The sequence below is a fragment of the Empedobacter sp. EJD.6dd genome, assembly GCF_057369435.1.
Genome location: NZ_CM170667.1, coordinates 1329397 through 1352776, shown reverse-complemented (window position 1 = coordinate 1352776; position 23380 = coordinate 1329397). Strand labels below are relative to the sequence as shown.

Here is a 23380-nt window from a genome sequence, read left to right as displayed (position 1 = left end):
GAAAAAAGCTTGAATCTGTTATTTTAAAGATTCACAGTTATTCACATGTGACTGAATTTCTTTTTTGAATTCTACTGGAAGATTTATTTTCTTGGAACAAAAATCATTTATAGTATCATATTTATTTAAATTATTATTCCATATTAAAGCTTTGTAATCACCAAGATCCGAATTGTAATAATATGCATTCTGATTTTCATCTATATAAAAAGAATAATAATGATAATCGCTAAATATGTTATTAAAAGGTAATTGGTAAATGACATTATTTAATTTGTCAAGAATTGCAAATATTTTACCCCCATCTCCAATACTTTTTACAACAATTTTTTTATTTAAATTCCAATAATAAGTTCCAGATTCAGAAATAAAACCTTTTTGAATATACGAAGAATTATTTTGCGTTTTTTTATTACACGAAACAATAAAAATGAAAGGTAAAAATAGATAAATAAAACATTTCATGTTTTAAAATGGTAAATTATCGTCGTCGTTATTCATCGAGCTTGTAAATTCTCCTCCAAAATCACCAAAAGCGTCTGAAGGATTAATGGCAGATAAATTCATAGCGCTTCCCATTTCTTGAGAACCATCATTCATAGAACTTTGAATTTCGAAATCGCTTCCATAAGAAGTTTCTAAATCGGTAAATTTCGCTTGTTCGTTGATAAATCGTAAACGCACATTTTCTAACGCACCATTACGGTGTTTCGCAATAATAAATTCTGCTTGTCCAGCACATGGTTCACTTTCGTCATCCCAATATTCTAATTTATAATATTCGGGACGATAGATAAACGAAACGATATCCGCATCTTGCTCAATCGCTCCAGATTCACGTAAATCTGAAAGTAAAGGGCGTTTACTTCCTCCACGAGTTTCTACTGAACGAGATAACTGAGAAAGTGCAATTACAGGAATACTTAATTCTTTTGCAATAGCCTTTAATGAACGCGAAATCATCGAGATTTCTTGCTCGCGGTTTCCATTTGCTTTTCCGCCAGCAGTCATTAATTGCAAGTAGTCAATCAAAATCATTTTTACACCATGTTGAGAAACTAAACGACGTGCTTTTGCTCTTAAATCGAATATAGAAAGTGCAGGAGTATCATCAATATAAAGTGGTGCATTTTCAAGACCTTTCACTTTTGTAAACAATTGTTTCCATTCGTGATCGGCTAATTTTGCTTTACGTAATTTTTCACCTGATATTCCCGTTTCTCCAGAAATCATACGTGTAATCAACTGCACAGATGACATCTCTAATGAGAAAACAGCAACCGGAATGTTTTTGTCGACCGTCATGTTTTTTGCCATCGAAAGGATAAAGGCTGTTTTACCCATACCAGGACGAGCGGCTAAAATAATCAAATCGGATTCTTGCCAACCAGAAGTAATTTTATCAATCTCTGTAAATCCAGAAGATAAACCAGACATTCCTTCTTTTGTTGATTGCGCTTTAATTTTGTCGATTGCCTCGGTTACCAAATCTTTGGCTTCAGAATAACTACGTTTAATACCACCTTCTGTAATCTCAAATAATTTAGATTCTGAATAATCTAATAAGTCAAAAACATCAGCAGTATCGTCATATGATTTTTCGATCACTTGGCTCGAAATTTCAATTAATCGACGTAAAATATATTTTTCTTGAATAACACGTGCGTAATATTCGACGTGTGCAGAAGAAGAAACTTTTTGCGTTAATTGGATCAAGTAATAATCACCTCCAATACGATCTAATTTGCCATCTTTTTTTAATTCATTCGAAACCGTTAATAAATCAATTGGTTCTGAATCGTTAAATAATTTTTGAATGACAGCATAAATCGCTTGATGCTCGGGACGATAAAAAACTTGAGGTGTAAGGATGTCAATTACTTCATCCAAACCTTTTTTGTCAATCATCATCGCACCAAGTACAGCTTGCTCTAAATCAACAGCTTGTGGAGGAAGTTTACCTTTCTCTAAACCAATGACATTGTGCTTGTTAGCTGGTATTTCGGGATTATAATTAGCTTGTTCCATAAAGAGGCTCAAAATTAAATAAAAAAACGAGATATAACTAATTTTATATCTCGTTTTAAATTTGTATATTCTACAATAACCTTTATTGTAAAATTGTATTATCCTGAAAATTCTCCGAACTTGATAAAACGCTCTTGACGTTGCGTTTGTAATTCTTTTGAAGATAATTTTTTCAATTCATTGTACGTATCCAAAACTTTATTTTTAAGGTTTGTGTACGCAACTTCTGGTTTGTAATGAGCACCACCAAGAGGTTCTTGAATGATATCTTCGATTAAACCTAACTCTAACATATCAGGTCCAGTTAATTTCATTTGAGAAGCAGCTTGCTCTTTATAATCCCAACTTCTCCACAAAATTGTAGAACAGTTTTCTGGTGAAATTACAGAGTACCAAGTGTTTTCCATCATAAAAACTTTATTCCCAACACCAATTCCTAAAGCTCCTCCTGAAGCTCCTTCACCAATAACGATTGTGATAATAGGAACAGTTAATTTCAACATTTCATAGATGTTTTTAGCGATAGCCTCACCTTGTCCACGCTCTTCAGCTTCTAAACCTGGATATGCACCCGGAGTGTCTACTAAAGTAAGAACAGGAATATTAAACTTTTCAGCTAATTTCATTAAACGTAATGCTTTACGGTAACCATCTGGGTTAGACATCCCGAAACGACGATATTGTCTTTCCTTTGTGTTTTTACCTTTTTGTTGACCAATAATCATAAAAGTTTGACCATTGATTTTTCCCATACCACCAACCATTGCTTTATCGTCAGCAAAAGTTCTATCTCCGTGAATTTCGATAAATGTATTATCTGTGATCGCGTAAGCGTAATCTAAAGTATAAGGACGAGAAGGATGACGAGACAATTGTACACGTTGCCATGGTGTTAAATTACCATAGATTTCCTTCTTTTTATTTTCAATTGCAATTTCAATTTCAACGCAAGCTTGTTTGATATTAACACCGCTTCCTTCGCCGACAATTTGACAGCTTTGTAACTGTTCTTCTAAATCTTTGATAGGTTGTTCAAATTCTAAATATTCCATACAAAAGTGTTTGTTCAATTCAACAAATATAGAAAAGGTTTTTTAGCCAATTATAAATAAATGTAGAATGTTTTTGATATTTTTTTTCAATTCGTTCAATTTCAAAAGATAAAAGCGCCCACAATTGTAGTAGACGCTTTTGCTTATATAGATTGACTATTACATTTTCTCGATAATCATTGCCGAAGCACCACCACCACCATTACAGATAGCAGCACCACCAATTTTTCCTCCGTTTTGTTCTAAAACATTTAATAAAGTAACTAAAATTCTTGAACCTGAATTTCCAAGTGGATGACCAATAGAAACAGCACCTCCATTTACGTTAACTTTAGAAGCATCTAAGTTTAAGATTTTAGTATTTGCGATTCCAACAACTGAAAATGCTTCGTTGAATTCCCAGAAATCAACATCAGTAGCAGTCATATTTGCTTTTTTCAATAACTTCTCAACCGCTTTTGCTGGAGCAGTTGTAAATTTAGAAGGCTCTTGAGAAGCATCTGCATAAGCTACAACTTTTGCTAATGGTTTTAAGCCTAATTCATTTGCTTTATCTAAAGACATCAAAACTAAAGCAGAAGCACCGTCATTAATTGTAGAAGCATTTGCAGCAGTTACAGTTCCGTCTTTAGAGAAAACAGCGCGCAAACCAGGAACTTTATCAAAGTTTACATTTTTATATTCTTCGTCTTCTTTAAAAATAACAGGTTCTCCTTTGCGTTGAGGGATTTCTACTGGAACAACTTCGTTGTCAAATTTACCAGCAGCCCAAGCTGCAGCCGATTTTTTGTAAGAATTAATAGCGAACTCATCTTGCTCTTCACGAGAAATATTGAATTCAGTCGCACAAGTATCTCCAAAAAGTCCCATCATTTCTTTACTATAGTAATCTTGTAAACCATCGTTCACAATACCATCTAACAAAACAGTGTTTCCGTATTTGTTTCCAGTTCTTGCGTTTGGTGAATAAAAAGGAACCATCGACATATTTTCCATACCTCCAGCAACTATAATATCTGCATCACCCAAACGAATTGCTTGTGTAGCAAACATAACAGCTTTCATTCCCGATGCACAAACTTTGTTTACAGTTGTTGCTGGAATTGTATTTGGTAAACCTGCTTTTATCATTGCTTGCTTAGCAGGAGCCTGTCCTTCACCAGCTTGCAAAACATTTCCCATATATACTTCATCAACCAAAGAACCATCTAAGTTGATTTTATCTAAAGCGCCTTTAATCGCTGTTGCACCTAAATCTGTAGCAGGAACGTTAGATAAACTTCCTAAAAAAGATCCCATTGCTGTACGAACAGCTGAAACTATTACGACTTCTTTCATTTAATTGTGATTTGTTGTTTTTATTATGATAACTTAATAATGCAAGATATAAAATTTATAGTAGTATTAATTTGATTTACTTTTTAAAGAATATTTACATTTGTTAGTGAGTTAATAGTGATAATTGATTTTTTTTGTTAAAATGATAATTATCTTAGAATAGAATATTTTTTGAAAGATAAAATGATTAAAATGCTGAAGATAAAAATGATATTATTTGGTTTGATTTCGTGTTTTGCAATTGCAATCGGAAATGCGCAAACCTTTGATAAAAAATATTTTAAAACTGTTTTAGATTCGCTAACGTCAAATTCTTTTGCTGGTCGAGGTTATGTGGAAAATGGAATGAAAAATGCTGGAATTTACTTGCAATCAGAATTTAAGAAAAATGGATTGAAATCTTTTTCTCCAAACTATGAACAGACTTTTACTTTTCCGATTAATATCATAAAGAATGCAAAACTGAAAATTAATGGAAAAGAATTGAAATATGGAATTGATTTTATAGTAAAACCAAGTTCAAAGTCGATTTCTAAAGTCAAATTACCTTTCTATGTTTTTGATACAAAATCTTACATCGAATCATTTCAATCTAAAGAAAAAACAAGGGATTTTGTTATAAAAGATAATCAAAGTCAAAAAGACAAACATATTATTTTACCGCCTTTAACTACTACTGTCGATTCTATTCAACAATATTATAAACAGTGGTCGAATATTTATGAGGGTTATGACAATCAAAAGCGTGCTATTTTTAGGTTTACTTCGGATAAATTGACTTCAAGTCTTAGTCAACGTCAAGCTAATGTTTCAGAATTTATTATTTCAGATAAGTTTTATTCGAAGAATATGAAAATAAACGATTATTTTATTGATTCAGAATTTAATAATTCTTTCGAAGCAAATAATTTAATAGGTTACATCGATGGAAAGAATAATGATAGTGTTGTTGTAATTTCTGCACATTACGATCATTTGGGTAAAGTTGGTCAAACTATTTTTACAGGAGCAAGCGATAATGCGAGCGGAACTGCTATGATGATGACCTTAATGAAATATTTTTCACAAAATCAACCAAAATATAGGATTTTTTTTATGGCTTTTGCAGGTGAAGAAGCTGGTATTTTAGGAGCAGATTATTATGTGAATCATCCATTATTTCCTATGAATAAAATCAAATTTCTAGTAAATTTAGACATTATGGGAGCTGGTGATCAAGGTATTCAAGTAGTGAATGGAAAGATTTTTTCAAAACAATTTAAAAATTTAGTTGATATTAATTCAAAAAATAATTATCTTAGAGAGGTCAAAATAAGAGGAGAATCCTGTAATTCGGATCATTGTCCGTTTTATTTGAATGGAGTTCCATCTTTTTTCATCTATACTTTGGGAGGAAAGGGTTTTTATCACGATCCCAATGATAGAGTTGAAAATTTAGATTTGAATTATTCAGAAAGAGTATATAAATTATTGAGAGATTTTATAGAACAGTTATAAAAAAAATAATCCGTTCTGAGAGAACGGATTACTAACCAACCTAAACTACTATAAAAAACTCTAAAAAGTAAAAAGAGTGCGAGTAATTTCAAACTTCATAAATCCATTTCGTTATACTCGTTGATACTCTTTGTCTTACTATCTATGAATAAATTATTTGACACTGCAAATGTCTAACTTTTCTGTCTTATTTGAAACAAATATAAAAGGTTTTATTTATAACTAACATAGATAAAAACTATGACAATTGATTATAAATGGATATGATATTTAATATTAAATCATTAAATAAGTTCAACATAGTGTATAAGTAAATTACGTGAAACCGTATTTTAACAATAAGTTAACAATTTAATTACTTCGTAATGAAGAAATAATAATAATTAAAATCTTTAAGCTAAATTTGATTTCAGTTTTAAAGACTCTATAAAATTAATCAAATTTTAAACCAAAAGTACCATAATGAGACTATTTTTCTTGGTTTTATCCTTTAATATAATGTTATCAATTGATGCGCAAATTGTTAATCCAAATCAAATTCGTACCAAAATTTACGATACAATTTTGCAAGATATCCAAAAACAAAATTTAGCTTTTCCGAATAAAAAAATTGTAATTGATCCTATTATAAATAAATTTGAAGATTATAAAATGGATGAATTTGGCTTGAAGTTAGACTCTGTGAAGTATGATCAAGATTTATCTTTCTGCGCGAAATTATCTCCTTATAAATGTGTGACAAAATTTGACATTGATCAATACACGATAACAAATGTTTATAAAAATGAATCGGATGCATTGTATCCAGATTTTTATGGAATTTATGCACCAATTGATTCATGGTACAATTTGATTTACTATGCTGCAATAAATCATTTTGAAAAAGAAAGAAAGTTTCAGTTTAGTGTTTTGATTCCAGTTCGAAATGTACAGATGAAAAATAAAATGATGCAAGAAAAAATGTTCTTTTATAGTTTTTTATTTGATGAACGATTTAAGATTTTAAAATTTGAAAAATTATTCTTAAAACCTTAAATTTCAATAGAAAAATTGTAAATTAGCGAGACTCTAATTTTTCTAATTCATGTTAAACGTTAGTGCGTATATAGACGAACTTTTACAACTTTCTAAAGGTAATTTGCGAATTTGCCGAATGAATTGGTGGTTGTTAAAGTATGAAAACGAGTTTGAGAAAGCAATAGAAGAAACTAGCTGTAAAAAGTGGCAGAGATGGTTTTATAATAATGAACATCCTTATCCATGTGTTTGTCCTAAACGTGAAAAGTTATGTGTTTTTATTGATTTGTATAGAGAATTAGATCGTTTAACGCAAGTGCAGCGTTTGGAGAATTTTTTTCAAGATTATTTTCAGAAATTTGAATTAATTAAAGACTCAACTGAATCGTTAAAAAATTGGATGAATGAAATTCGTCCTACAATTTCTTCCATCTATTTATTATTAGATAAAAATGATAATTTAAAAATTAGATTTTATAATTCTGATCCAATTTTAGAAGTAAATATCAATAAGAACGATTATAAATACACCTTGTTGTGTTTAGATATTTTTAATTACAATATGTACGTAAAAGGTATGTAAAAGAAAAGAGAGTTGATTTTGTCAACTCTCTTTTTTATGAAATAATAGATTAAATATGGCTTATTTAATTAAACCAATTTCTCTTAAACGCTGAGTTAAGAAATCTCCAGCTGTAATATCTTCAAATTGTTTTGGGCTTTCTTCAGTCACACAATTTTCTAAAACAGATAAGTCCATTTCAGAAACTGGGTGCATAAAGAAAGGAATAGAAAAACGAGAAGAACCCCATAATTCTCTTTCTGGATTAACTACACGGTGAATTGTAGATTTCAATCTGTTGTTTGTGTGACGAGATAACATATCACCAACATTAATTACTAATTCATCATCCTCTGCTATTGCATCTACCCAAGTTCCGTCGTGACGTTGTACTTGTAATCCACGACCTTGCGCTCCCATTAATAATGTTATCAAGTTGATATCACCATGAGCACCTGCACGTACAGCTCCTTCTTTAGGTTCTTCTACGATTGGTGGGTAATGAATAGCTCTTAAAATAGAATTTCCATTTTTCACTTTATCATCAAAGTAAAATTCATCTAAACCTAAAAATAAAGCCAAAGCACGTAAAACATAAACTCCAGTTTTTTCTAATTGTTTGTATGTTTCTTCTCCGTAAGTATTAAAATCAGGAACTTCGTTTACATCAACATTCTCTGGATAATTGTATTTTGCTTTATCTTCTTCTGCAACGTATTGTCCAAAGTGCCAAAATTCTTTTAAATCTCCAACTTTACTCCCTTTTGCATGTTCGTTACCAAATTTAGTGTAACCACGTTGACCACCAATTCCTTCTACAATATAACTTTGTTTAGTTTCAGTAGGTAAAGCGTAAAATTCACGAACGTTTTTATATAAGTTTTCTACTAATTCGTCAGATAAAAAATGTCCTTTCAAAGCAACGAATCCTATTTCTTCGTAAGCTTTTCCAATTTCGTTGACAAATTTTTGTTTTCTAGCTGGATCATCAGATAAAAAGTCTGCTAAATTAACTGATGGAATTCCGTTTTGTGACATTTATATTTTGTTTTATAAAATTACTACTGCAAATGTATGTAAAGATTTCTTTTGTGAATAATATTGTTGATAACTTTTTTGATTAAGTATTGCTAAGGAAGTAAAATATTAATTTAAATCTAATTTATAAATACATTTCACTGTAAATCAATACGATTACATTGTTTGTTTAAGATTATTTTATTTTAATAAGTTATAATTTAAAACTATTGATAATTGTGTTTTAATATGTTTAATCAATATATTTTGGTTTTGGATAATTAAAAGAGTTAATACTTTACATAAAATCATTATGAATAATAATTCTGATTAAGTTCCTTCTTAGCAAATTTTATCCCAAGCAGATTTCATTCTATATTTGCAAAAATATTTATGATGAAAGATCAATTTTTTCAATATATACAAGACTTACAAAATAAAATTATTGCCAAACTTGAAGAAGTTGATGGTCAAGCTAAATTTTTGAGAGATAATTGGGAGCGCGAAGAAGGCGGTGGCGGATTATCGTGTGTACTTACTGACGGAGATGTTTTTGAAAAAGCTGGTGTTAATATTTCGAAGGTTTATGGTGAATTGCCGGAAACTATGCAGAAAGCACTTCATGTGTCTTCAGGTAAATTTTTTGCTTGTGGATTAAGCTTAGTGATTCATCCAAAAAGTCCACATATTCCAACGACGCATGCAAATTGGAGATATTTCGAAATGTATGATAAAGAAGGAAATGTTGTAGATCAATGGTTTGGTGGAGGACAAGATTTGACACCATATTATTTAGATGAAGAAGATGTGATACATTGGCATACAATATGTAAAAAAAGTTGTGATAAACACAATGAAATATTTTATCAAAAATATAAACAAGAATGTGATAAATATTTTTGGAACACTCATCGTGAAGAAGCGCGTGGAATAGGAGGTTTATTCTTTGATTATCTAAAACCAACTTCAGAAATGACTGTTGAACAATGGTATGATTTTGTAACAGAAGTAGGAAATTCTTTCTTAGAAGCTTATATTCCGATTGTTGAGAAACATAAGGATGATGAATTTTCTGCTGAGCAAAAAGAATGGCAAGAAATAAGACGTGGTCGTTATGTTGAATTTAATTTAATTCACGACAGAGGAACATTATTTGGTTTGAAAACTAATGGAAGAATAGAATCTATTTTGATGAGTTTACCAAAACATGTACAATGGCATTATAATCATCAACCAGAAGAAGGTTCGGAAGAATATAAATTAGTAGACGTGTTAAAACATCCAAAAGATTGGATTTAATAAATAAATTAGAAAATGCCTGAATATTTTTCAGGCATTTTTATTTAATCTTCTCTTGAACCATCATCAGCCATTCGAACCATTTTAGGTGTAAATGTTGCGACAACATCAACTAAATCTTGTTGAGCAGCCATTACTTCGTGAATATCTTTATATGCCATCGGAGCTTCATCTTTTCCGCCACCGATTAATGTAATTCCAAAATCGTTCAAATAATCATTTATCTTGTTTTTTGACAATGATTTAATTGCTTGTGTTCTGCTCATTTTTCGACCAGCACCATGAGAAGCCGAATTAATAGAATTTTCTTCACCTTTTCCTCGAACCAAAAACCCTGGCGCAGTCATAGAACCTGGAATTATTCCCATCACATCTTTAGCAGCCGGTGTTGCGCCTTTTCGATGTACAATTACTTCTTCGCCGTTGTAAATTTCTTTGCAAGCAAAATTATGATGATTTTCTACTTTCGCTAAAACTTCAGCACCAATTGATTTTGCTATTTTTTGATGAATAATTTCGTGACAAGCTGATGCATATTCACCAGCCAAATTCATGGCAATCCAATATTCTTGACCTTCTGCAGAATCTAAATCCAAATAAGCTAAATTTTGTGCTTTGTATGGTAGTTTACAAATTTCTTTAGCGATTTTAGTATAATGTCCAGCAATTGTAGCTCCAAAACCTCTCGAACCAGAATGCGTTAATAATGCTAAATATGAACCTTTTTTGATGTTTAATTTTTCATCATCTTCTTTGAAATCAATCAAGCCAAATTCAACAAAATGATTTCCACCACCAGAAGAACCTAATTGCGACCACGCTTTATCTTTAAGATTCTGAATAAATGAATTCGTCTCGAATTTTGTATCATCCAAAACCTGATGTTCTGCTTTATATTGACCATGAAAACCATGTCCTGCACCAAACTTTGTATTTTTTATCAACGTTTCTTTTAACGAATCGTGATGCTCAAAATAATGAGAAGCTGGTAAATCGTAAATTGATAAAGCCATTCTACAACCAATATCAACGCCGACGCCATAAGGAATAATCGCATTTTTTGTCGCTAAAACACCACCAATCGGTAAACCATATCCTTGATGCGCATCTGGCATTATTGCACCAGCAACTGTTACAGGAAGTTTCATTGCAACTTTCATTTGTTCTAAAGCACCATCTTCAATATTTTCTGCACCATAAATATTGAAATTATTAGGATTTTCATTCAATTGAATAAAATCTTCTTCTTTCGGTAAATGAATTCCATTTACAAAACCTTCTGCCAATGTTTTGAAAACTTTATCTTCTAAGAAATCTTGTGGTGAAGATAAAACTTGTGCATATTTATCAAGCATTTCTGCTTTTGTGTAACCATTTCTTTTTTTATTAATTTTTAAGGCAATTCCTAAGATCTCATTTTCAGGATAACCCAAGGCAATCAAATCATTTCCGTTTATTGGTTTATTATGTTGTTCAGTTGTTTTCATATAATTTCGATCTAAGGTTGATTAAAAATTCTTCCATTTTATGAGATTTAAGTTTTGTTGGAAGAAGATTTAATTTTGATTTTTCTATGATTTCTTGTTGCAAAATTTCAGCTTTCTTCATTACTTCTTCATAAGAAAACTCTCCATTTTTAATTGCCAATAATTCGTCACGATCTTCTGTTCGTTTTACATTTAGAATTCCTGTTTCTACTAATTCTTTCGCAACTTTTAACAAACGAATTGTGTGCATCATATTTTTACTATCGTAATTTTTTTCATGTGCGATGTTGGTAGTATAGCGATCTTCATTCCGCAACTTTATCCAATCCCAATATTCTTTGTATTGCTTACAATAAGTGGAATATTCGTCTTTTTGAAAAATGAAATAAGCAATTGGTGTTTCGTTTTTTGGAATTTCACTTAACCGAATATCATCATTGTTTTCATCTTTTACAACTCCTTTGTAATTCAAATTTTCGTTATAATAAAATGCAAATAAATCTTTTAAATGATTGATTTTAATTAAACCACAAAACTCTTGTTTGTAAGAATTTGAAATCATCCAATCAATAAAAGAAATAGATTTGTTGTTATCAATAATATAGCAAAAATCAAGAACAGTTTTTCGTTTTTTATCTATCGGATTTAGAAACTTTTTGTTTAATCCTTTTGCTTTTTTGATTTGACTTAACGCATATCCAACAAATGTTTTCTCAACTTCCGAAGTAATAAAGTCTTTATAATTCAATTCATCTAACAAAGGCGATTTGTATAAAATAAATTCTTCTGGAGTTGCTAAAATCTCTAAACAACTCGGATTATTTTTGAGTAACAATTCTATGAAACGACCAATTTCATAATACACAATATCATTCGTTTCATTACTAACTTGCGTTTGATATTCGAAGCCATAAAATTCATTTTTCGGTAAATAGAAAACGCCACGAATATCAGTATCAGAATTTTTGGTTGCTAGATTATATGCTTTACTGCCGCTAATACATTCAAATAAAATCAAGTTTTGATTTTTTAGATCTTCTATCGTTAGTTTCATTTTGTTATGGTTTTAATGAAAAATGCATTGATTTTGTTTTTATCAAATCCAATTTTAGGCAATTTTTCGGATTCAATTTTTAATTCAGTTTTCAAGTTAATTAACCAATCGAAAAGTTTATCATTTTTCGAGATTTTAAAACTTTCATCCATATTTGCTTTGATTTCAAGATAGTTATTTACTCGATTTTCGATTGTTTTATTTTCAATTAAATGTTTCAATTTATCAAATTCCATTGGAGGAATTGTCTTTTTTTCTACAATCCATTTTGCGGAAAGAACTGAGCGTAACGCATAAAATAAACTTTTGAGTTTAATGTCATTTTCATGCTCCATTTCAATGATTCTTTTTGTTGTAATTCCTAAATAATGCATCGCAACTTTTTGAGAATTGAATTGTGAAGCAGCTAAATCGAACAATTCTTTTTCGAAAATTTCATCTGAAATATAATGAATCGGAGATTGTAAATATTCGTTAATACTAGAATTTGATTTTAACATTAATCGTAAAACCTTTTGAATATCCCAACCTTTAAAATCCAGTTCATCTACAATTTCTATATCAATAAAATCATCAACAGAATCAATTTTTAGATAATCGTTAATATTTCGTTTGTAAATAAATCGTACATCGTAATCGCTGTCAGTAGAAGGGAAGCCCCAAGCGCGGCTCCCAGATTCTACAGCAAAAAGAATTTTGATGTTATATTTTTCTTCTATTTCTTTTAATTTATTTAAAATTATTGGTTTCATTTTGTAAACATTGTTTTTAGTTCATTTAACACATTTGATCCGCCAGAAATTGAGATTTCTCCTACTTTATCAGCAATTTTTTCGATGTATTCCATCTCTTTCAATTTCCATAAAGTTTCGTTTTCTTCCATCAATTTCGCAGTGTTTAACAAGCTTCTTGTCGAAGCAGTTTCTTCACGACGTGTAATCGAATTGGCTTGTGCTGTTTTTTCTGCAATCAAAACGCGGTTCATAATTTCTCTTATTTCTCCAGGAAGAATAATGTCTTTCATACCTGCGTCAATCAATTTTAGACCAATTTCCTGAAATTGAGTTTGATATTTTTGAATGATATAATTCGTTACCGAGTTTTTATCCGACATTAAATCATCAAAATTCATATTTCCGATAAACTCTCTCAACCCTAATTGAATCGCTTGATAAATCATTTTTTCGAAATCTTTGTTCGATTGATAAGCATTTAACAAATCAATAATTTGATAATTTACCATAAAATTGATTCGTAATTGAGCTTTATCTTTTGTCAAAATTTCTTGTCCAGAAATTTCAATTGTTTGCGGACGCATATCATAGGAAACTATCGAGATTTTAACTTCGTTATTATAAAATTTATATTCGCCAGCTTTTAAAACTGAATTAAATTCATTGTCTTTGAACAAAATTCCTTCATGATAAGTTGGAATAGAAATAATACGGATCGCACCAGCTTTTCTTAAAATATCTATTTCTCTTTTTGTTAAATTCTTAATTTCGTCAGTAGAATTTAAGTCAAATTTTACAGCTTTTAATTGAGTTGAATTTTTCCAAATCATCACATTTTTATTGTAAAATGAATCGTACGATTGATTGTTTTTATAAATAATCAACACTTCGTTATGTAATACTTCGATAAAATCTACCATTGATTTTAATGTTTCATTTTCCAAAAATATTGCATGGTATTTTTCATCAATTATTTCGTTGATGTTTAGTTTTTGTATGTTTTTATTAAAGAAAATCCAATAGTTTCCTTTTGTGTAAACTTTATCTACTTCGTTATTTTTGATATAGATTCCAATTTCTTGGTTGTTAATTGCTAATTTTTTCATAATCTAATTTTTTATAGGTTTTATTATTTTTAGATTTTTCTTTTATTGAAGAATCTTGTCTTTTTTACTAATTAAAAAAGCTAAATCATTTTCCTTTTTTAAAACGGAATTTGAAGTTTGAGAAGCTTATTTTGATTTCTTGTTTTTGTAATTTTTATCAAATCATTTTGACTTGATGTTTTATTTTAAAAATTTTGAAATCAATCATCAACTAAAGTTTCAAATTCAGGTTTTAAGTAAGTTTTTGATCTTATTTCAAATTCATTTCTACGAAATAAATTTTCTATTCGAAAAGAAAACTTTTTAGCTTTTTTGTTTCCAATGGTGCCCTTTCGGGCGAAAATCAAATGATGATTTGTGTGAATTGTTCTAACCAACTGAACTATTTCAGTTTCCTGAAAGTAGGATTCGAACCTACGACCCATCCGCTGGAGATTTTAATTATTCAGAATAGAAGTAATGAAACATTTTCTACTACAATGCTATACTGAAACATTTGTCAAGGAACAATTAAAATCGTTTGGTTGTTAAACCTTTGACAAAGTTGGAGTAGAAGTGTGCGAATGAATTGCGTAATAAAATATTTTTTCAAAATAATTTGTAAATGATGATGAACAGAGGTTTTTGTGTTGAAAATATTTTGAATATAATTTGAAATAAAAATTTCTGCGCAAATAGATTGCGTACTTTGATTTGAAATTTGTAGTATTGAACAAAGAAATCAACCATGGCAACCAATAAAATTGCATTAATACGCTATCAAACGATCGATAAATGTCTTCAAAATCATTATAGAAAATGGACATTAGATAATTTGATAGAAAAAGTTTCGGAAGCTTTGTATGAATATGAAGGAATAACTTCTGGCGTTTCGAAACGTACAATTCAGGGAGATATACAAGTGATGCGAAGTGATAAATTAGGGTATAATGCTCCAATTGTTGTGCGTGAAAAAAAGTTTTATGAATATGAAGATCATGATTACTCGATTCATAATTCGCCTGTTTCGTCTGCTGATTTAGACAAAATGAAAGAAGTGATTTCGGTGATGAAACAATTGAATGGTTTCAACTATTTTGATGATATGAATGAGATCATTACGCGTCTCGAAAATAATTTGTCGAAGCAAACTCATCAACAACCAAATTATATACAGTTCGAAGAAAATCCATTACTAAAAGGTTTGGAACATTTGAATCGTTTGTATCAAGCAATTGTCAAGAAGCAACCTTTGTTAATTTCTTATCAATCGTTCAAAGCAAAAAATCAAGAACCTAAACAACAAGTTTATTATCCTTATTTATTGAAAGAATATCGTAATCGTTGGTTTTTATTGGCTAAATCGAGAAAAGATAAAGCTTTGTATACATTGGCTTTGGATAGAATAGTTGAGTTTTATGAATTGGCAAATGAACCATTTGTAGATGAACAAGAAATTGATTTTGATACGTATTACAATAATGTGATTGGTGTCACGAAAAGTGTGAAAGAAAGAGAGCAACGTGTTGTTTTTCGGGTAAATAAAAAATTGGCGCCTTATGTTGTAACAAAACCAATCCATGCGTCGCAAAAAGTTATAGAAATTACAGAAGAAGGAACTTTATTTTCGATAGAAGTTGTACATAATTTTGAATTAGAACGGGAGCTATTAGGATTTGGCGAAGAAATAGAAATTCTTGCGCCAAGATTAGTAAAAAAAAGAATTAAAACACGATTAGAAAAAGCTTCTGAACAGTATAAAAAATAAAAATTCTTTCTTACATTTAATTAAATAAAAACTACCTTAAATGATATGGAATAAAAGAATAATGACACTTTTGAGTGTTTTTTTATTAAGCTTTTCAACGAGCTTGTTTGCGCAGAAAACGAGTAATTCTGTGGAGAAATACATCTATTTAACTTTTGATGATGGACCTTTGAATGGAAGTGAAAATATTGATGAGGTTTTCAAAAATGAGAAGTTAAAAGTAACAGTTTTTCTTGTTGGAGAACATGTGGAGAAAAATAAAACGATGACAGATTATTTTAAATACTATGAAGATAATCCATATATTGAAGAATGTAATCATAGTTGGACACACGCAAATGATCAGTATAAAAAGTTTTATAGTAATGAGCAAACATCTGTTGCTGATATTCTTAAGAATCAAGAAACTCTAAAATTACAAGATAAAATAGTTCGTTTGCCTGGACGAAATATGTGGAGATTGGAAGGTAAATCGAAGAATGATGGAGCTTCGGGAATACAAACAGCCGATGGTTTGGCGAAATTGGGATATAAAGTAATTGGTTGGGATTTGGAATGGGCGCATCATGCAAAAGACGGAACTCCTGTGCAATCTGTTCAAACAATTTATAAGCAAATTGTTAACCGATTAGAATCGAATAGCACTTTTACAAAGAATAATATAGTTGTGTTAATTCATGATGAAATGTTTCAGAATAAATGGGAAGAGTCAGAATTGAAGCAATTGGTTGATCTTCTTAAAAAACATGATAATTATATCTTTGAGCAAATTAAATTTTATCCTCAATAATATTATTGTAAAGCATAAAAGCTGCCATTAAGGGCAGCTTTTTTTATATGTAATAGTTGTAAAATTTAGTCTCCCATCATTCCTCCAACTAAAGAATTGACAACAGCTAATACAATACCGAATAGTAATGCGTACCAGAATCCATCTACATGAAAACTATCTCCCATAATTGCACTCGCTAATAAAATGATAATAGCCGTTATAACGAAAGAAAATAATCCTAATGTTAAAATTGTTACAGGTAAACTGATGAAGTTTAACACTGGTTTTACAATAGCGTTTAAAAGTCCTATAACAAGTGCAACGATAATCGCTGAACCATATCCTTTCACAGATACTCCTGGTAAAATATTCGCAAGCCCGAAAACAACTAACGCTGATACCAAAAGATTAATAATAAAGCCCATAATTTGTAATTTTTAGATTAATATTTTTAATTAAAATCAAAAGCTTTGCCAAATTGTTAAAAATTTTAATAAAAATAAAAAAAGCTCAGAGATTTCTGAGCTTTAGTATTATTGTATTGAAAAAAATATTCTTTTATAATTGTTCAAAAAGATACTTCATGTTGACTTCTTTATCGATAATTTGAGCTAATTCGTCAATACTAACGCGTTTTTGCTCCATTGTATCACGGTAACGTAAAGTTACAGAGTTGTCATTTAATGAATCGTGGTCTACAGTGATACAGAAAGGCGTTCCAATCGCATCCATACGACGGTAACGTTTTCCGATTGAATCTTTTTCTTCGTAAATTACATTGTAATCTAAACGTAATTTTTTTACGATTTGTTCTGCAAATTCTGGTAAACCATCTTTCTTAACTAATGGTAAAATAGCTGCTTTAATTGGTGCTAATGCAGCTGGTAAAGCTAAAACTACACGTTCTGATCCGTCTTCTAAAACTTCTTCTTTCAATGAATTTGAGAAAACAGCTAAGAACATACGATCTAAACCAACAGAAGTTTCTACTACATAAGGTGTGTACGATTCGTTTGTTTCGTTATCAAAATATTGAATTTTTTTACCCGAATGTTGTTCGTGTGCTTTCAAATCGAAATCTGTACGCGAGTGAATTCCTTCTAATTCTTTAAATCCGAAAGGGAATTTAAATTCAATATCAGCAGCAGCATTTGCATAATGTGCTAATTTTTCATGATCGTGGAAACGGTAATTATCATTTCCTAAACCTAAAGTTTGGTGCCATTTTAAGCGAGTTTCTTTCCATTTTTCGTACCATTCTAATTCAGTTCCTGGTTTTACGAAAAATTGCATTTCCATTTGTTCAAACTCACGTTGACGGAAAATAAATTGACGTGCAACAATCTCATTACGGAAAGCTTTACCAATTTGAGCAATTCCGAAAGGTAACTTCATACGACCAGTTTTTTGAACGTTCAAGTAATTTAAGAAAATACCTTGAGCCGTTTCTGGACGTAAATATAAATCCATTGCTTGATCTGCTGTTGCTCCTAATTTTGTACCGAACATCAAATTGAATTGACGAACTTCTGTCCAGTTTTTAGAACCTGTTACAGGGTCAGCAATTTCTAATTCTTCAATCAAAGCTTTTACGTCATCTAAATCTTCGTTTTCCAAAGATTTTCCCATGCGAGCTAAAATTGTATTAATTTGATTTTGATATTCAACCACACGTGGATTTGTCACAATAAATTGATCTTTGTCAAATGCTTCACCAAAACGTTTTGCAGCTTTTGCAACTTCTTTCTCAATTTTACCTTCGATTTTTGCACAATGATCTTCAATTAAAACATCGGCGCGGTAACGTTTTTTAGAATCTTTGTTATCAATCAAAGGATCATTAAAAGCATCAACGTGGCCCGAAGCTTTCCAAGTAGTAGGGTGCATAAAAATAGCAGAATCAATGCCGACAATGTTCTCATTCATCTGTACCATTGCTTTCCACCAATATTGTTTGATGTTATTTTTTAGCTCAGATCCGTTTTGTGCATAGTCATAAACGGCTGATAAACCATCATAAATCTCACTCGATTGAAAAATGAATCCATATTCTTTCGCATGAGAAATTACCTTCTTGAAAATATCTTCTGACATAATTAATTGTGTGTTCTTATTTAAAGTGCAATTTTAGTGAATTTTGACGACTATTGAGGTATATTTTCGTAAAATCAACGAAGTTTAGATTGATTTTAGTATTTGCTTGATTTTAATCTTATTAATGGTTTTGGTTATGTTATTTAGAGTTAATTAAAAATTTTGAAATCCGAGCTATTAAACATCATAATGGTAATTGCTGAAATAATAATTATTGTGTAACCTTCCCTCAACTAGCTACATTCAAAACTAAAGATTTCCATTGATTATTACTACAATTATCCTGTTGAAATGTTGGAAATTCTTTTGTATTCTGTTTATTGATTTTTCCATATTTCAATAAAAACTCGTGTGGAGTAAGGTATCCCAGACTCGCGTGCGGTCTTTCATTATTGTACATCCACATCCAAGCTTGAGAGAATATTTTGAATTGCTTGATTGTTGAAAACATAAAACAATCCAAAACTTCTTGTCGAAATGTTCTGTTAAAACGTTCGATCAAACTGTTTTGCGTTGGTTTACCTGGTTGAATATAGCTTAGTTCGATAGAATGCTTTCTACACCAATCTTTTAGAGCGTTTGCAATAAATTCTAGTCCATTATCAACTCTTATTCGCTCTGGTTTTCCTCTCCATTCGATTAAATTTTCAAGCTCTCTTACAACTCGCGCAGAAGGTAAACTTGTATCAACGGCGATTGCTAAAATTTCTCGGTTAAAATCATCCAAAATATTTAATGAACGCACTTTTTTACCATTCTGCAAAGCATCTTGCATAAAATCAATACTCCACGTAATGTTATGATTAATCGGGCGCAAAAGCGGCTCTTTTACACGTGCAGGTAATCGTTTTTTACGTTTATTTCTCAAGTTTAAACGCATCATTTTGTAAACGCGATAAACGCTTTTATGGTTCCAAGAATAATTCAATTTTCTAAGCCGATGAAACATCAACCAAAAACCCCATGTTTTGTTTAAATCCGCTAATGCAGAGAGTTCTTGAATGATTAAATCGTCCTGATTTTTACGTTTGGGACGATAATAATACACCGATGTGCTGATAAAAAACAATATACAAGCCTGACGAAGACTCAATTTAAACTCCTCGCGCGAGAAATCAACCAATTCACGTTTTTCGTCAGGCGTTATAGCTTTTTTTCGATAACAGTTTTTAAAACCGTGTTTTGAAGAGTTAATTCTGTAACGATCTTTTTATATTGGGCTAATTCTTTCTCTATTTCTTTCAACTGTTTGAGTTGATTAGCATCCATTCCCGAATATTTACTCTTCCATTGATAAAAAGTCGGTTGGCTGATTCCGTATTCACGACAAATTTCCAAAACGATTTTGCCTTTGTCCTGTTCAGAGATAATCTTGATGATTTGTACTTCTGAAAATTTGCTTTTTTTCATACTTCCTAATTTAAAAAATATTCTACTTTTATGCGTAGCTTTTTTTGGGGAAGATTACAGATTATTTCAAAATGTATTATAAACATAGCGATTTAGAATCAATCACAACTTTTGATAGTAAAACTTTTAAAAAAATAGATTATAGTTTCAATATGATATGACCGAAACTATATCAAACATAGATAAAGAAACATATGAAGTGTTAAAACAAAATACTATAACGTGCCAAGTGAAAGCAAATTATTACAAACAAAAAATCCGCTCTTTTGAGCGGATTTTTCGTCTATAATAAATATATCATTTCCTATTAAGCCTCACAAGAAGAACAAGAAACTAAGTTTGCAACTAGTTCTTTTGATACAGATTGTGAACGTTGATAGTACAATGTTTTAACACCTAATTGCCAAGCTTCAATCATTAAACGGTTAACTTCCTTAACAGGCAAATCTGGTGGAATATTAAGGTTTAAAGATTGTGATTGATCAATATATTTTTGACGAATCGCTGCTTGTTGTACAATTTCTAATTGAGAAATTTCTTTGAATGTTTTAAAAACATCTTTCTCTTCTTTTGTCAATTCTTCTAAGTGTTGAACAGAACCTCCATTTAACATTATTTCGCGCCAAACATCCTCGTTATCGATTCCTTTTTCACGTAATAATTTTGTCAAATATTTATTCTTACGCATAAAGTTACCTTTCGATAAACCTGCTTTGTAATAATTAGATGCAAACGGTTCAATTCCTGGAGAAGTTTGTCCTAAAATCGCAGAAGAAGATGTAGTTGGTGCAATTGCACACGTTGTTGTGTTACGACGTCCATAACCTTTTAAAACTTCTGGTTCACCATAAATACGTGCTAATTCTTCTGAAGCTTTATCTGCTTTAGATTGTATATGTTTGAAAATTTCTGTTGTGCGTAATTTTGCCTCCATTCCTTCGAAAGGAATCATATTACGTTGTAAATAAGAGTGCCATCCTAATACACCTAAACCTAATGCACGGTGACGTTTTGCGAAACGATTTGCTGATTCTAAATAATGATTTCCTTCTGTTTTTTCGATAAATTCTTGTAGAACTGCATCTAAGAAGAAAATCGCTAAACGTACTGCTTCTGTATCTTTCCATTCGTCGTATAACTCTAAATTCATAGAAGATAAACAACAAATAAATGATTCGTCTGCTGATGAAGGTAACATAATTTCTGAACAAAGATTAGATGCATTAATTGACATTCCTAAATCTTTGTAAACTTGAGGTTTATTTTTATTTACGTTATCTGTAAAAAATAAATATGGTAATCCTTTTTCTTGACGAGATTCTAAAACTTTCGCCCAAATTTGACGTTTATCAGCATCACCATCAATCATTTCTTGCATCCAATAATCTGGCACACAAACACCATAAAATAAATTCTGAATCGAACTTCCGATCGATTTGATTTTCAAGAATTCCTCAATATCATCATGATCAATATCCAAATATGCCGCAAAAGCACCACGACGTGTAGATCCTTGCGAAACAACATTCATCGCAGAATTGAACAATTCCATAAACGAAACCGCTCCACTACTCTTTCCATTGTCTGTAATCGCTGCACCACGCTCGCGTAACTCTCCGAAATACCCAGAAGTACCACCACCAATTTTTGTTTGCATGATCACTTCACCCAACTTATGCGTAATTCCTTCGATACTATCTGGAATATGAACATTGAAACAAGAAATTGGTAAACCACGCTCCGTTCCCATATTTGCCCAAATTGGAGATGATAAACTCATCCAACCTCTTTCAATCATTTCTTTGAAAGATTCTTGCAGTTCTGGTTTATATAAACGCTTTGCAGCCGCAGCTGTAATACGATCTATTGCTCCTTCTACTGTTTCTCCTTTTAGCAAATAACCTCTATTCAAAATTTGTTCAGATTCAGAGTTTTTCCACCATAACTTTGGTGCTTCACCGTCAAAAAATATGTTTTGAATGTCGTCGTGTGGTATCGGATTGTCCATAGTTTTAGAATTTATAATGATGTGATATTGTGTGAAATAATTTTATTTATAGTTGTGTTTTTGATGAAAAGTTTCGGTGGTTAAAATAAATCGTCTGCCGAGATACTTTTATCGTGTTTTGTATAATCTACAGGTCTTTTAGCAAAGAAATCGTCTAAGCTACTTGCGAAAACCTCTTCTTCGAACCAAGCCATTGGCTTATATTGTTCTTGCGAAATATGAAATATTTTTTTGTAACCAATTTTAGCAATTGCCTCATCAATACGATATTTCATGTAGTTTAATAAGTCTACTTTTGTGTAATAACCGAATTCTCCTTTCTCGAAAATCCAATCTAACATCATTTCTTCTTGATCGATATAACCACGAACTGCAGTTTCTACCCAATTTTGATCTAATTCCTCTGGCAATAAACCTTCTTCACGAATTTTATTAATTAAATAAATTCCAGCATTTGCATGAATTTGTTCATCTGTAGATGTCCAAGCAATAATGTTCGCTGTATTTTTCATTAAACCATCAAAGCGTGTAAAAGCTAAGATATTTGCAAATTTTGAGAACAAAGAGCTATCTTCGATAACCAATGCAAAGAACAATAATTTCTCTACAATGGATTTGTTCTCGTCGCGCATAATTTCACCTACGAATGTATTGTAACTTTTGAAAATAGGATTTTGCAAAGCAACATTAAACTCATCCAAATAACCATTTACCTCCAAAATACGAGAATACGCTTCACTGTGTCTAAATTCACATTCTGCAAAAGTAGCTCCTAATCCGTTCAATTCTGGTTTTGGGAAATAGTGATACAAATCTCCCCAAAATCCTTTTACAGTTACCTCAACTTGCGCAATAGATAAGATAGAACGTTTATGAATTTCACGTTTCACATCATCTAAGTTTGCATGATAATCTTGGATATCCGAAGTAAAATCTACTTCTCCGTGTACCCAGTATGCTTTTTGGATTGCTTCTGTAAAGGTTAAAATTTCGGGATATTCAAATGGTTTATAATTTACCCTTTTATCAAAAATAGACATAGTTTTTTAGACTTTTTAGATTAATAAACTTTGGTGAAAACGAATTCTTTCATCAAATAAAATAAAGTTGGTTGTTTTATTTTTTTTAGAAATTTGACCCTCAATAGGGTTACATTTT

19 protein-coding genes and 1 pseudogene are annotated in these 23380 nt (G+C 30.8%); 6 read left to right on the top strand and 14 right to left on the bottom strand.

Annotated features, from left to right (window positions below):
* Positions 1-18: 18 nt before the first annotated feature.
* From AC2I98_RS06310 to AC2I98_RS06295, 4 genes are all read right to left on the bottom strand, one after another.
* On the bottom strand, positions 19-465 hold the full coding sequence (locus AC2I98_RS06310) for a hypothetical protein (RefSeq protein ID WP_486413766.1): 447 nt from the start codon (positions 463-465) through the stop codon (positions 19-21).
* 3 nt (positions 466-468) lie between these two features.
* Positions 469-2028, bottom strand: coding sequence for a replicative DNA helicase (dnaB, locus tag AC2I98_RS06305; RefSeq protein WP_486413765.1), 1560 nt, complete (start codon positions 2026-2028; stop codon positions 469-471).
* Positions 2029-2126: 98 nt separating this feature from the next.
* Complete coding sequence (locus tag AC2I98_RS06300) at positions 2127-3080, bottom strand: acetyl-CoA carboxylase carboxyltransferase subunit alpha (RefSeq protein WP_486413764.1); 954 nt, start codon at positions 3078-3080, stop codon at positions 2127-2129.
* 159 nt (positions 3081-3239) lie between these two features.
* Positions 3240-4418, bottom strand: coding sequence for a thiolase family protein (locus tag AC2I98_RS06295; RefSeq protein WP_486413763.1), 1179 nt, complete (start codon positions 4416-4418; stop codon positions 3240-3242).
* A 192-nt stretch (positions 4419-4610) separates the two neighbouring features.
* Between AC2I98_RS06295 and AC2I98_RS06290 the strand changes: the two genes are divergently transcribed.
* The 3 genes from AC2I98_RS06290 to AC2I98_RS06280 all read left to right on the top strand — a co-directional run bounded on the left by AC2I98_RS06290 (position 4611) and on the right by AC2I98_RS06280 (position 7515).
* Positions 4611-5915 carry a M28 family metallopeptidase gene (locus AC2I98_RS06290; protein WP_486413762.1) on the top strand — a complete coding sequence of 435 codons (1305 nt, stop codon included), beginning with the start codon at positions 4611-4613 and terminating at the stop codon, positions 5913-5915.
* 462 nt (positions 5916-6377) lie between these two features.
* Complete coding sequence (locus tag AC2I98_RS06285) at positions 6378-6950, top strand: hypothetical protein (RefSeq protein WP_486413761.1); 573 nt, start codon at positions 6378-6380, stop codon at positions 6948-6950.
* Positions 6951-7068: 118 nt separating this feature from the next.
* Positions 7069-7515: a hypothetical protein gene (locus AC2I98_RS06280; RefSeq protein ID WP_486413760.1), complete on the top strand. Its 447-nt coding sequence runs from the start codon at positions 7069-7071 to the stop codon at positions 7513-7515.
* A 60-nt stretch (positions 7516-7575) separates the two neighbouring features.
* On the opposite strand, the gene AC2I98_RS06275 is transcribed toward AC2I98_RS06280, so the two are convergent.
* Positions 7576-8532 (bottom strand): isopenicillin N synthase family dioxygenase, encoded by a 957-nt coding sequence (locus AC2I98_RS06275; RefSeq protein ID WP_486413759.1) that lies wholly within the window; start codon positions 8530-8532, stop codon positions 7576-7578.
* Positions 8533-8907: 375 nt separating this feature from the next.
* Between AC2I98_RS06275 and hemF the strand changes: the two genes are divergently transcribed.
* Positions 8908-9810, top strand: coding sequence for an oxygen-dependent coproporphyrinogen oxidase (gene hemF, locus AC2I98_RS06270; RefSeq protein WP_486413758.1), 903 nt, complete (start codon positions 8908-8910; stop codon positions 9808-9810).
* Between the two features lie 44 nt (positions 9811-9854).
* Here the strand turns inward: hemF and AC2I98_RS06265 are convergent, their stop codons facing one another.
* The 4 genes from AC2I98_RS06265 to AC2I98_RS06250 are packed head-to-tail and all read right to left on the bottom strand — an operon-like array spanning position 9855 to position 14191.
* Positions 9855-11297, bottom strand: coding sequence for an RtcB family protein (locus tag AC2I98_RS06265; RefSeq protein WP_486413757.1), 1443 nt, complete (start codon positions 11295-11297; stop codon positions 9855-9857).
* Positions 11284-12351, bottom strand: coding sequence for a DNA polymerase beta superfamily protein (locus tag AC2I98_RS06260; RefSeq protein ID WP_486413756.1), 1068 nt, complete (start codon positions 12349-12351; stop codon positions 11284-11286). The genes AC2I98_RS06265 and AC2I98_RS06260 overlap by 14 nt, the downstream gene beginning before the upstream one ends.
* Positions 12348-13103 (bottom strand): nucleotidyltransferase domain-containing protein, encoded by a 756-nt coding sequence (locus tag AC2I98_RS06255; RefSeq protein WP_486413755.1) that lies wholly within the window; start codon positions 13101-13103, stop codon positions 12348-12350. Before AC2I98_RS06255 ends, AC2I98_RS06260 begins: the two co-directional genes overlap by 4 nt.
* A complete protein-coding gene (locus AC2I98_RS06250; protein WP_486413754.1) occupies positions 13100-14191 on the bottom strand; it encodes a slipin family protein in 1092 nt (363 codons plus the stop codon). Before AC2I98_RS06250 ends, AC2I98_RS06255 begins: the two co-directional genes overlap by 4 nt.
* A gap of 727 nt (positions 14192-14918) precedes the next feature.
* Between AC2I98_RS06250 and AC2I98_RS06245 the strand changes: the two genes are divergently transcribed.
* Positions 14919-15938: a helix-turn-helix transcriptional regulator gene (locus AC2I98_RS06245; RefSeq protein WP_486413753.1), complete on the top strand. Its 1020-nt coding sequence runs from the start codon at positions 14919-14921 to the stop codon at positions 15936-15938.
* A gap of 40 nt (positions 15939-15978) precedes the next feature.
* The gene (locus AC2I98_RS06240; RefSeq protein WP_486413752.1) at positions 15979-16728 is read left to right on the top strand and encodes a polysaccharide deacetylase family protein; all 750 of its coding nucleotides are present in this window, start codon (positions 15979-15981) and stop codon (positions 16726-16728) included.
* A 65-nt stretch (positions 16729-16793) separates the two neighbouring features.
* Here AC2I98_RS06240 and AC2I98_RS06235 read toward each other — a convergent pair whose 3' ends face one another.
* The 5 genes and pseudogenes from AC2I98_RS06235 to AC2I98_RS06215 form a co-directional block, all read right to left on the bottom strand.
* Positions 16794-17135, bottom strand: a complete 342-nt coding sequence (locus AC2I98_RS06235) for a phage holin family protein (RefSeq protein WP_038335614.1) — start codon at positions 17133-17135, stop codon at positions 16794-16796.
* 133 nt (positions 17136-17268) lie between these two features.
* Complete coding sequence (locus AC2I98_RS06230) at positions 17269-18804, bottom strand: glycine--tRNA ligase (protein ID WP_486413751.1); 1536 nt, start codon at positions 18802-18804, stop codon at positions 17269-17271.
* A gap of 334 nt (positions 18805-19138) precedes the next feature.
* A pseudogene (locus AC2I98_RS06225) lies at positions 19139-20214 on the bottom strand (IS3 family transposase); the annotation flags it as partial.
* 307 nt (positions 20215-20521) lie between these two features.
* Positions 20522-22222: a ribonucleoside-diphosphate reductase subunit alpha gene (locus tag AC2I98_RS06220; protein WP_486413750.1), complete on the bottom strand. Its 1701-nt coding sequence runs from the start codon at positions 22220-22222 to the stop codon at positions 20522-20524.
* Between the two features lie 80 nt (positions 22223-22302).
* Positions 22303-23262, bottom strand: a complete 960-nt coding sequence (locus AC2I98_RS06215; protein ID WP_486413749.1) for a ribonucleotide-diphosphate reductase subunit beta — start codon at positions 23260-23262, stop codon at positions 22303-22305.
* Positions 23263-23380: the final 118 nt, after the last annotated feature.

Bases quoted from the DNA above. Each gene is read 5' to 3' on its own strand.
- AC2I98_RS06310 (WP_486413766.1), bottom strand. From the start codon at position 465: ATGAAATGTTTTATTTATCTATTTTTACCTTTCATTTTTATTGTTTCG.
- dnaB (WP_486413765.1), bottom strand. From the start codon at position 2,028: ATGGAACAAGCTAATTATAATCCCGAAATACCAGCTAACAAGCACAAT.
- AC2I98_RS06300 (WP_486413764.1), bottom strand. From the start codon at position 3,080: ATGGAATATTTAGAATTTGAACAACCTATCAAAGATTTAGAAGAACAG.
- AC2I98_RS06295 (WP_486413763.1), bottom strand. From the start codon at position 4,418: ATGAAAGAAGTCGTAATAGTTTCAGCTGTTCGTACAGCAATGGGATCT.
- AC2I98_RS06290 (WP_486413762.1), top strand. From the start codon at position 4,611: ATGCTGAAGATAAAAATGATATTATTTGGTTTGATTTCGTGTTTTGCA.
- AC2I98_RS06285 (WP_486413761.1), top strand. From the start codon at position 6,378: ATGAGACTATTTTTCTTGGTTTTATCCTTTAATATAATGTTATCAATT.
- AC2I98_RS06280 (WP_486413760.1), top strand. From the start codon at position 7,069: ATGAATTGGTGGTTGTTAAAGTATGAAAACGAGTTTGAGAAAGCAATA.
- AC2I98_RS06275 (WP_486413759.1), bottom strand. From the start codon at position 8,532: ATGTCACAAAACGGAATTCCATCAGTTAATTTAGCAGACTTTTTATCT.
- hemF (WP_486413758.1), top strand. From the start codon at position 8,908: ATGAAAGATCAATTTTTTCAATATATACAAGACTTACAAAATAAAATT.
- AC2I98_RS06265 (WP_486413757.1), bottom strand. From the start codon at position 11,297: ATGAAAACAACTGAACAACATAATAAACCAATAAACGGAAATGATTTG.
- AC2I98_RS06260 (WP_486413756.1), bottom strand. From the start codon at position 12,351: ATGAAACTAACGATAGAAGATCTAAAAAATCAAAACTTGATTTTATTT.
- AC2I98_RS06255 (WP_486413755.1), bottom strand. From the start codon at position 13,103: ATGAAACCAATAATTTTAAATAAATTAAAAGAAATAGAAGAAAAATAT.
- AC2I98_RS06250 (WP_486413754.1), bottom strand. From the start codon at position 14,191: ATGAAAAAATTAGCAATTAACAACCAAGAAATTGGAATCTATATCAAA.
- AC2I98_RS06245 (WP_486413753.1), top strand. From the start codon at position 14,919: ATGGCAACCAATAAAATTGCATTAATACGCTATCAAACGATCGATAAA.
- AC2I98_RS06240 (WP_486413752.1), top strand. From the start codon at position 15,979: ATGATATGGAATAAAAGAATAATGACACTTTTGAGTGTTTTTTTATTA.
- AC2I98_RS06235 (WP_038335614.1), bottom strand. From the start codon at position 17,135: ATGGGCTTTATTATTAATCTTTTGGTATCAGCGTTAGTTGTTTTCGGG.
- AC2I98_RS06230 (WP_486413751.1), bottom strand. From the start codon at position 18,804: ATGTCAGAAGATATTTTCAAGAAGGTAATTTCTCATGCGAAAGAATAT.
- AC2I98_RS06220 (WP_486413750.1), bottom strand. From the start codon at position 22,222: ATGGACAATCCGATACCACACGACGACATTCAAAACATATTTTTTGAC.
- AC2I98_RS06215 (WP_486413749.1), bottom strand. From the start codon at position 23,262: ATGTCTATTTTTGATAAAAGGGTAAATTATAAACCATTTGAATATCCC.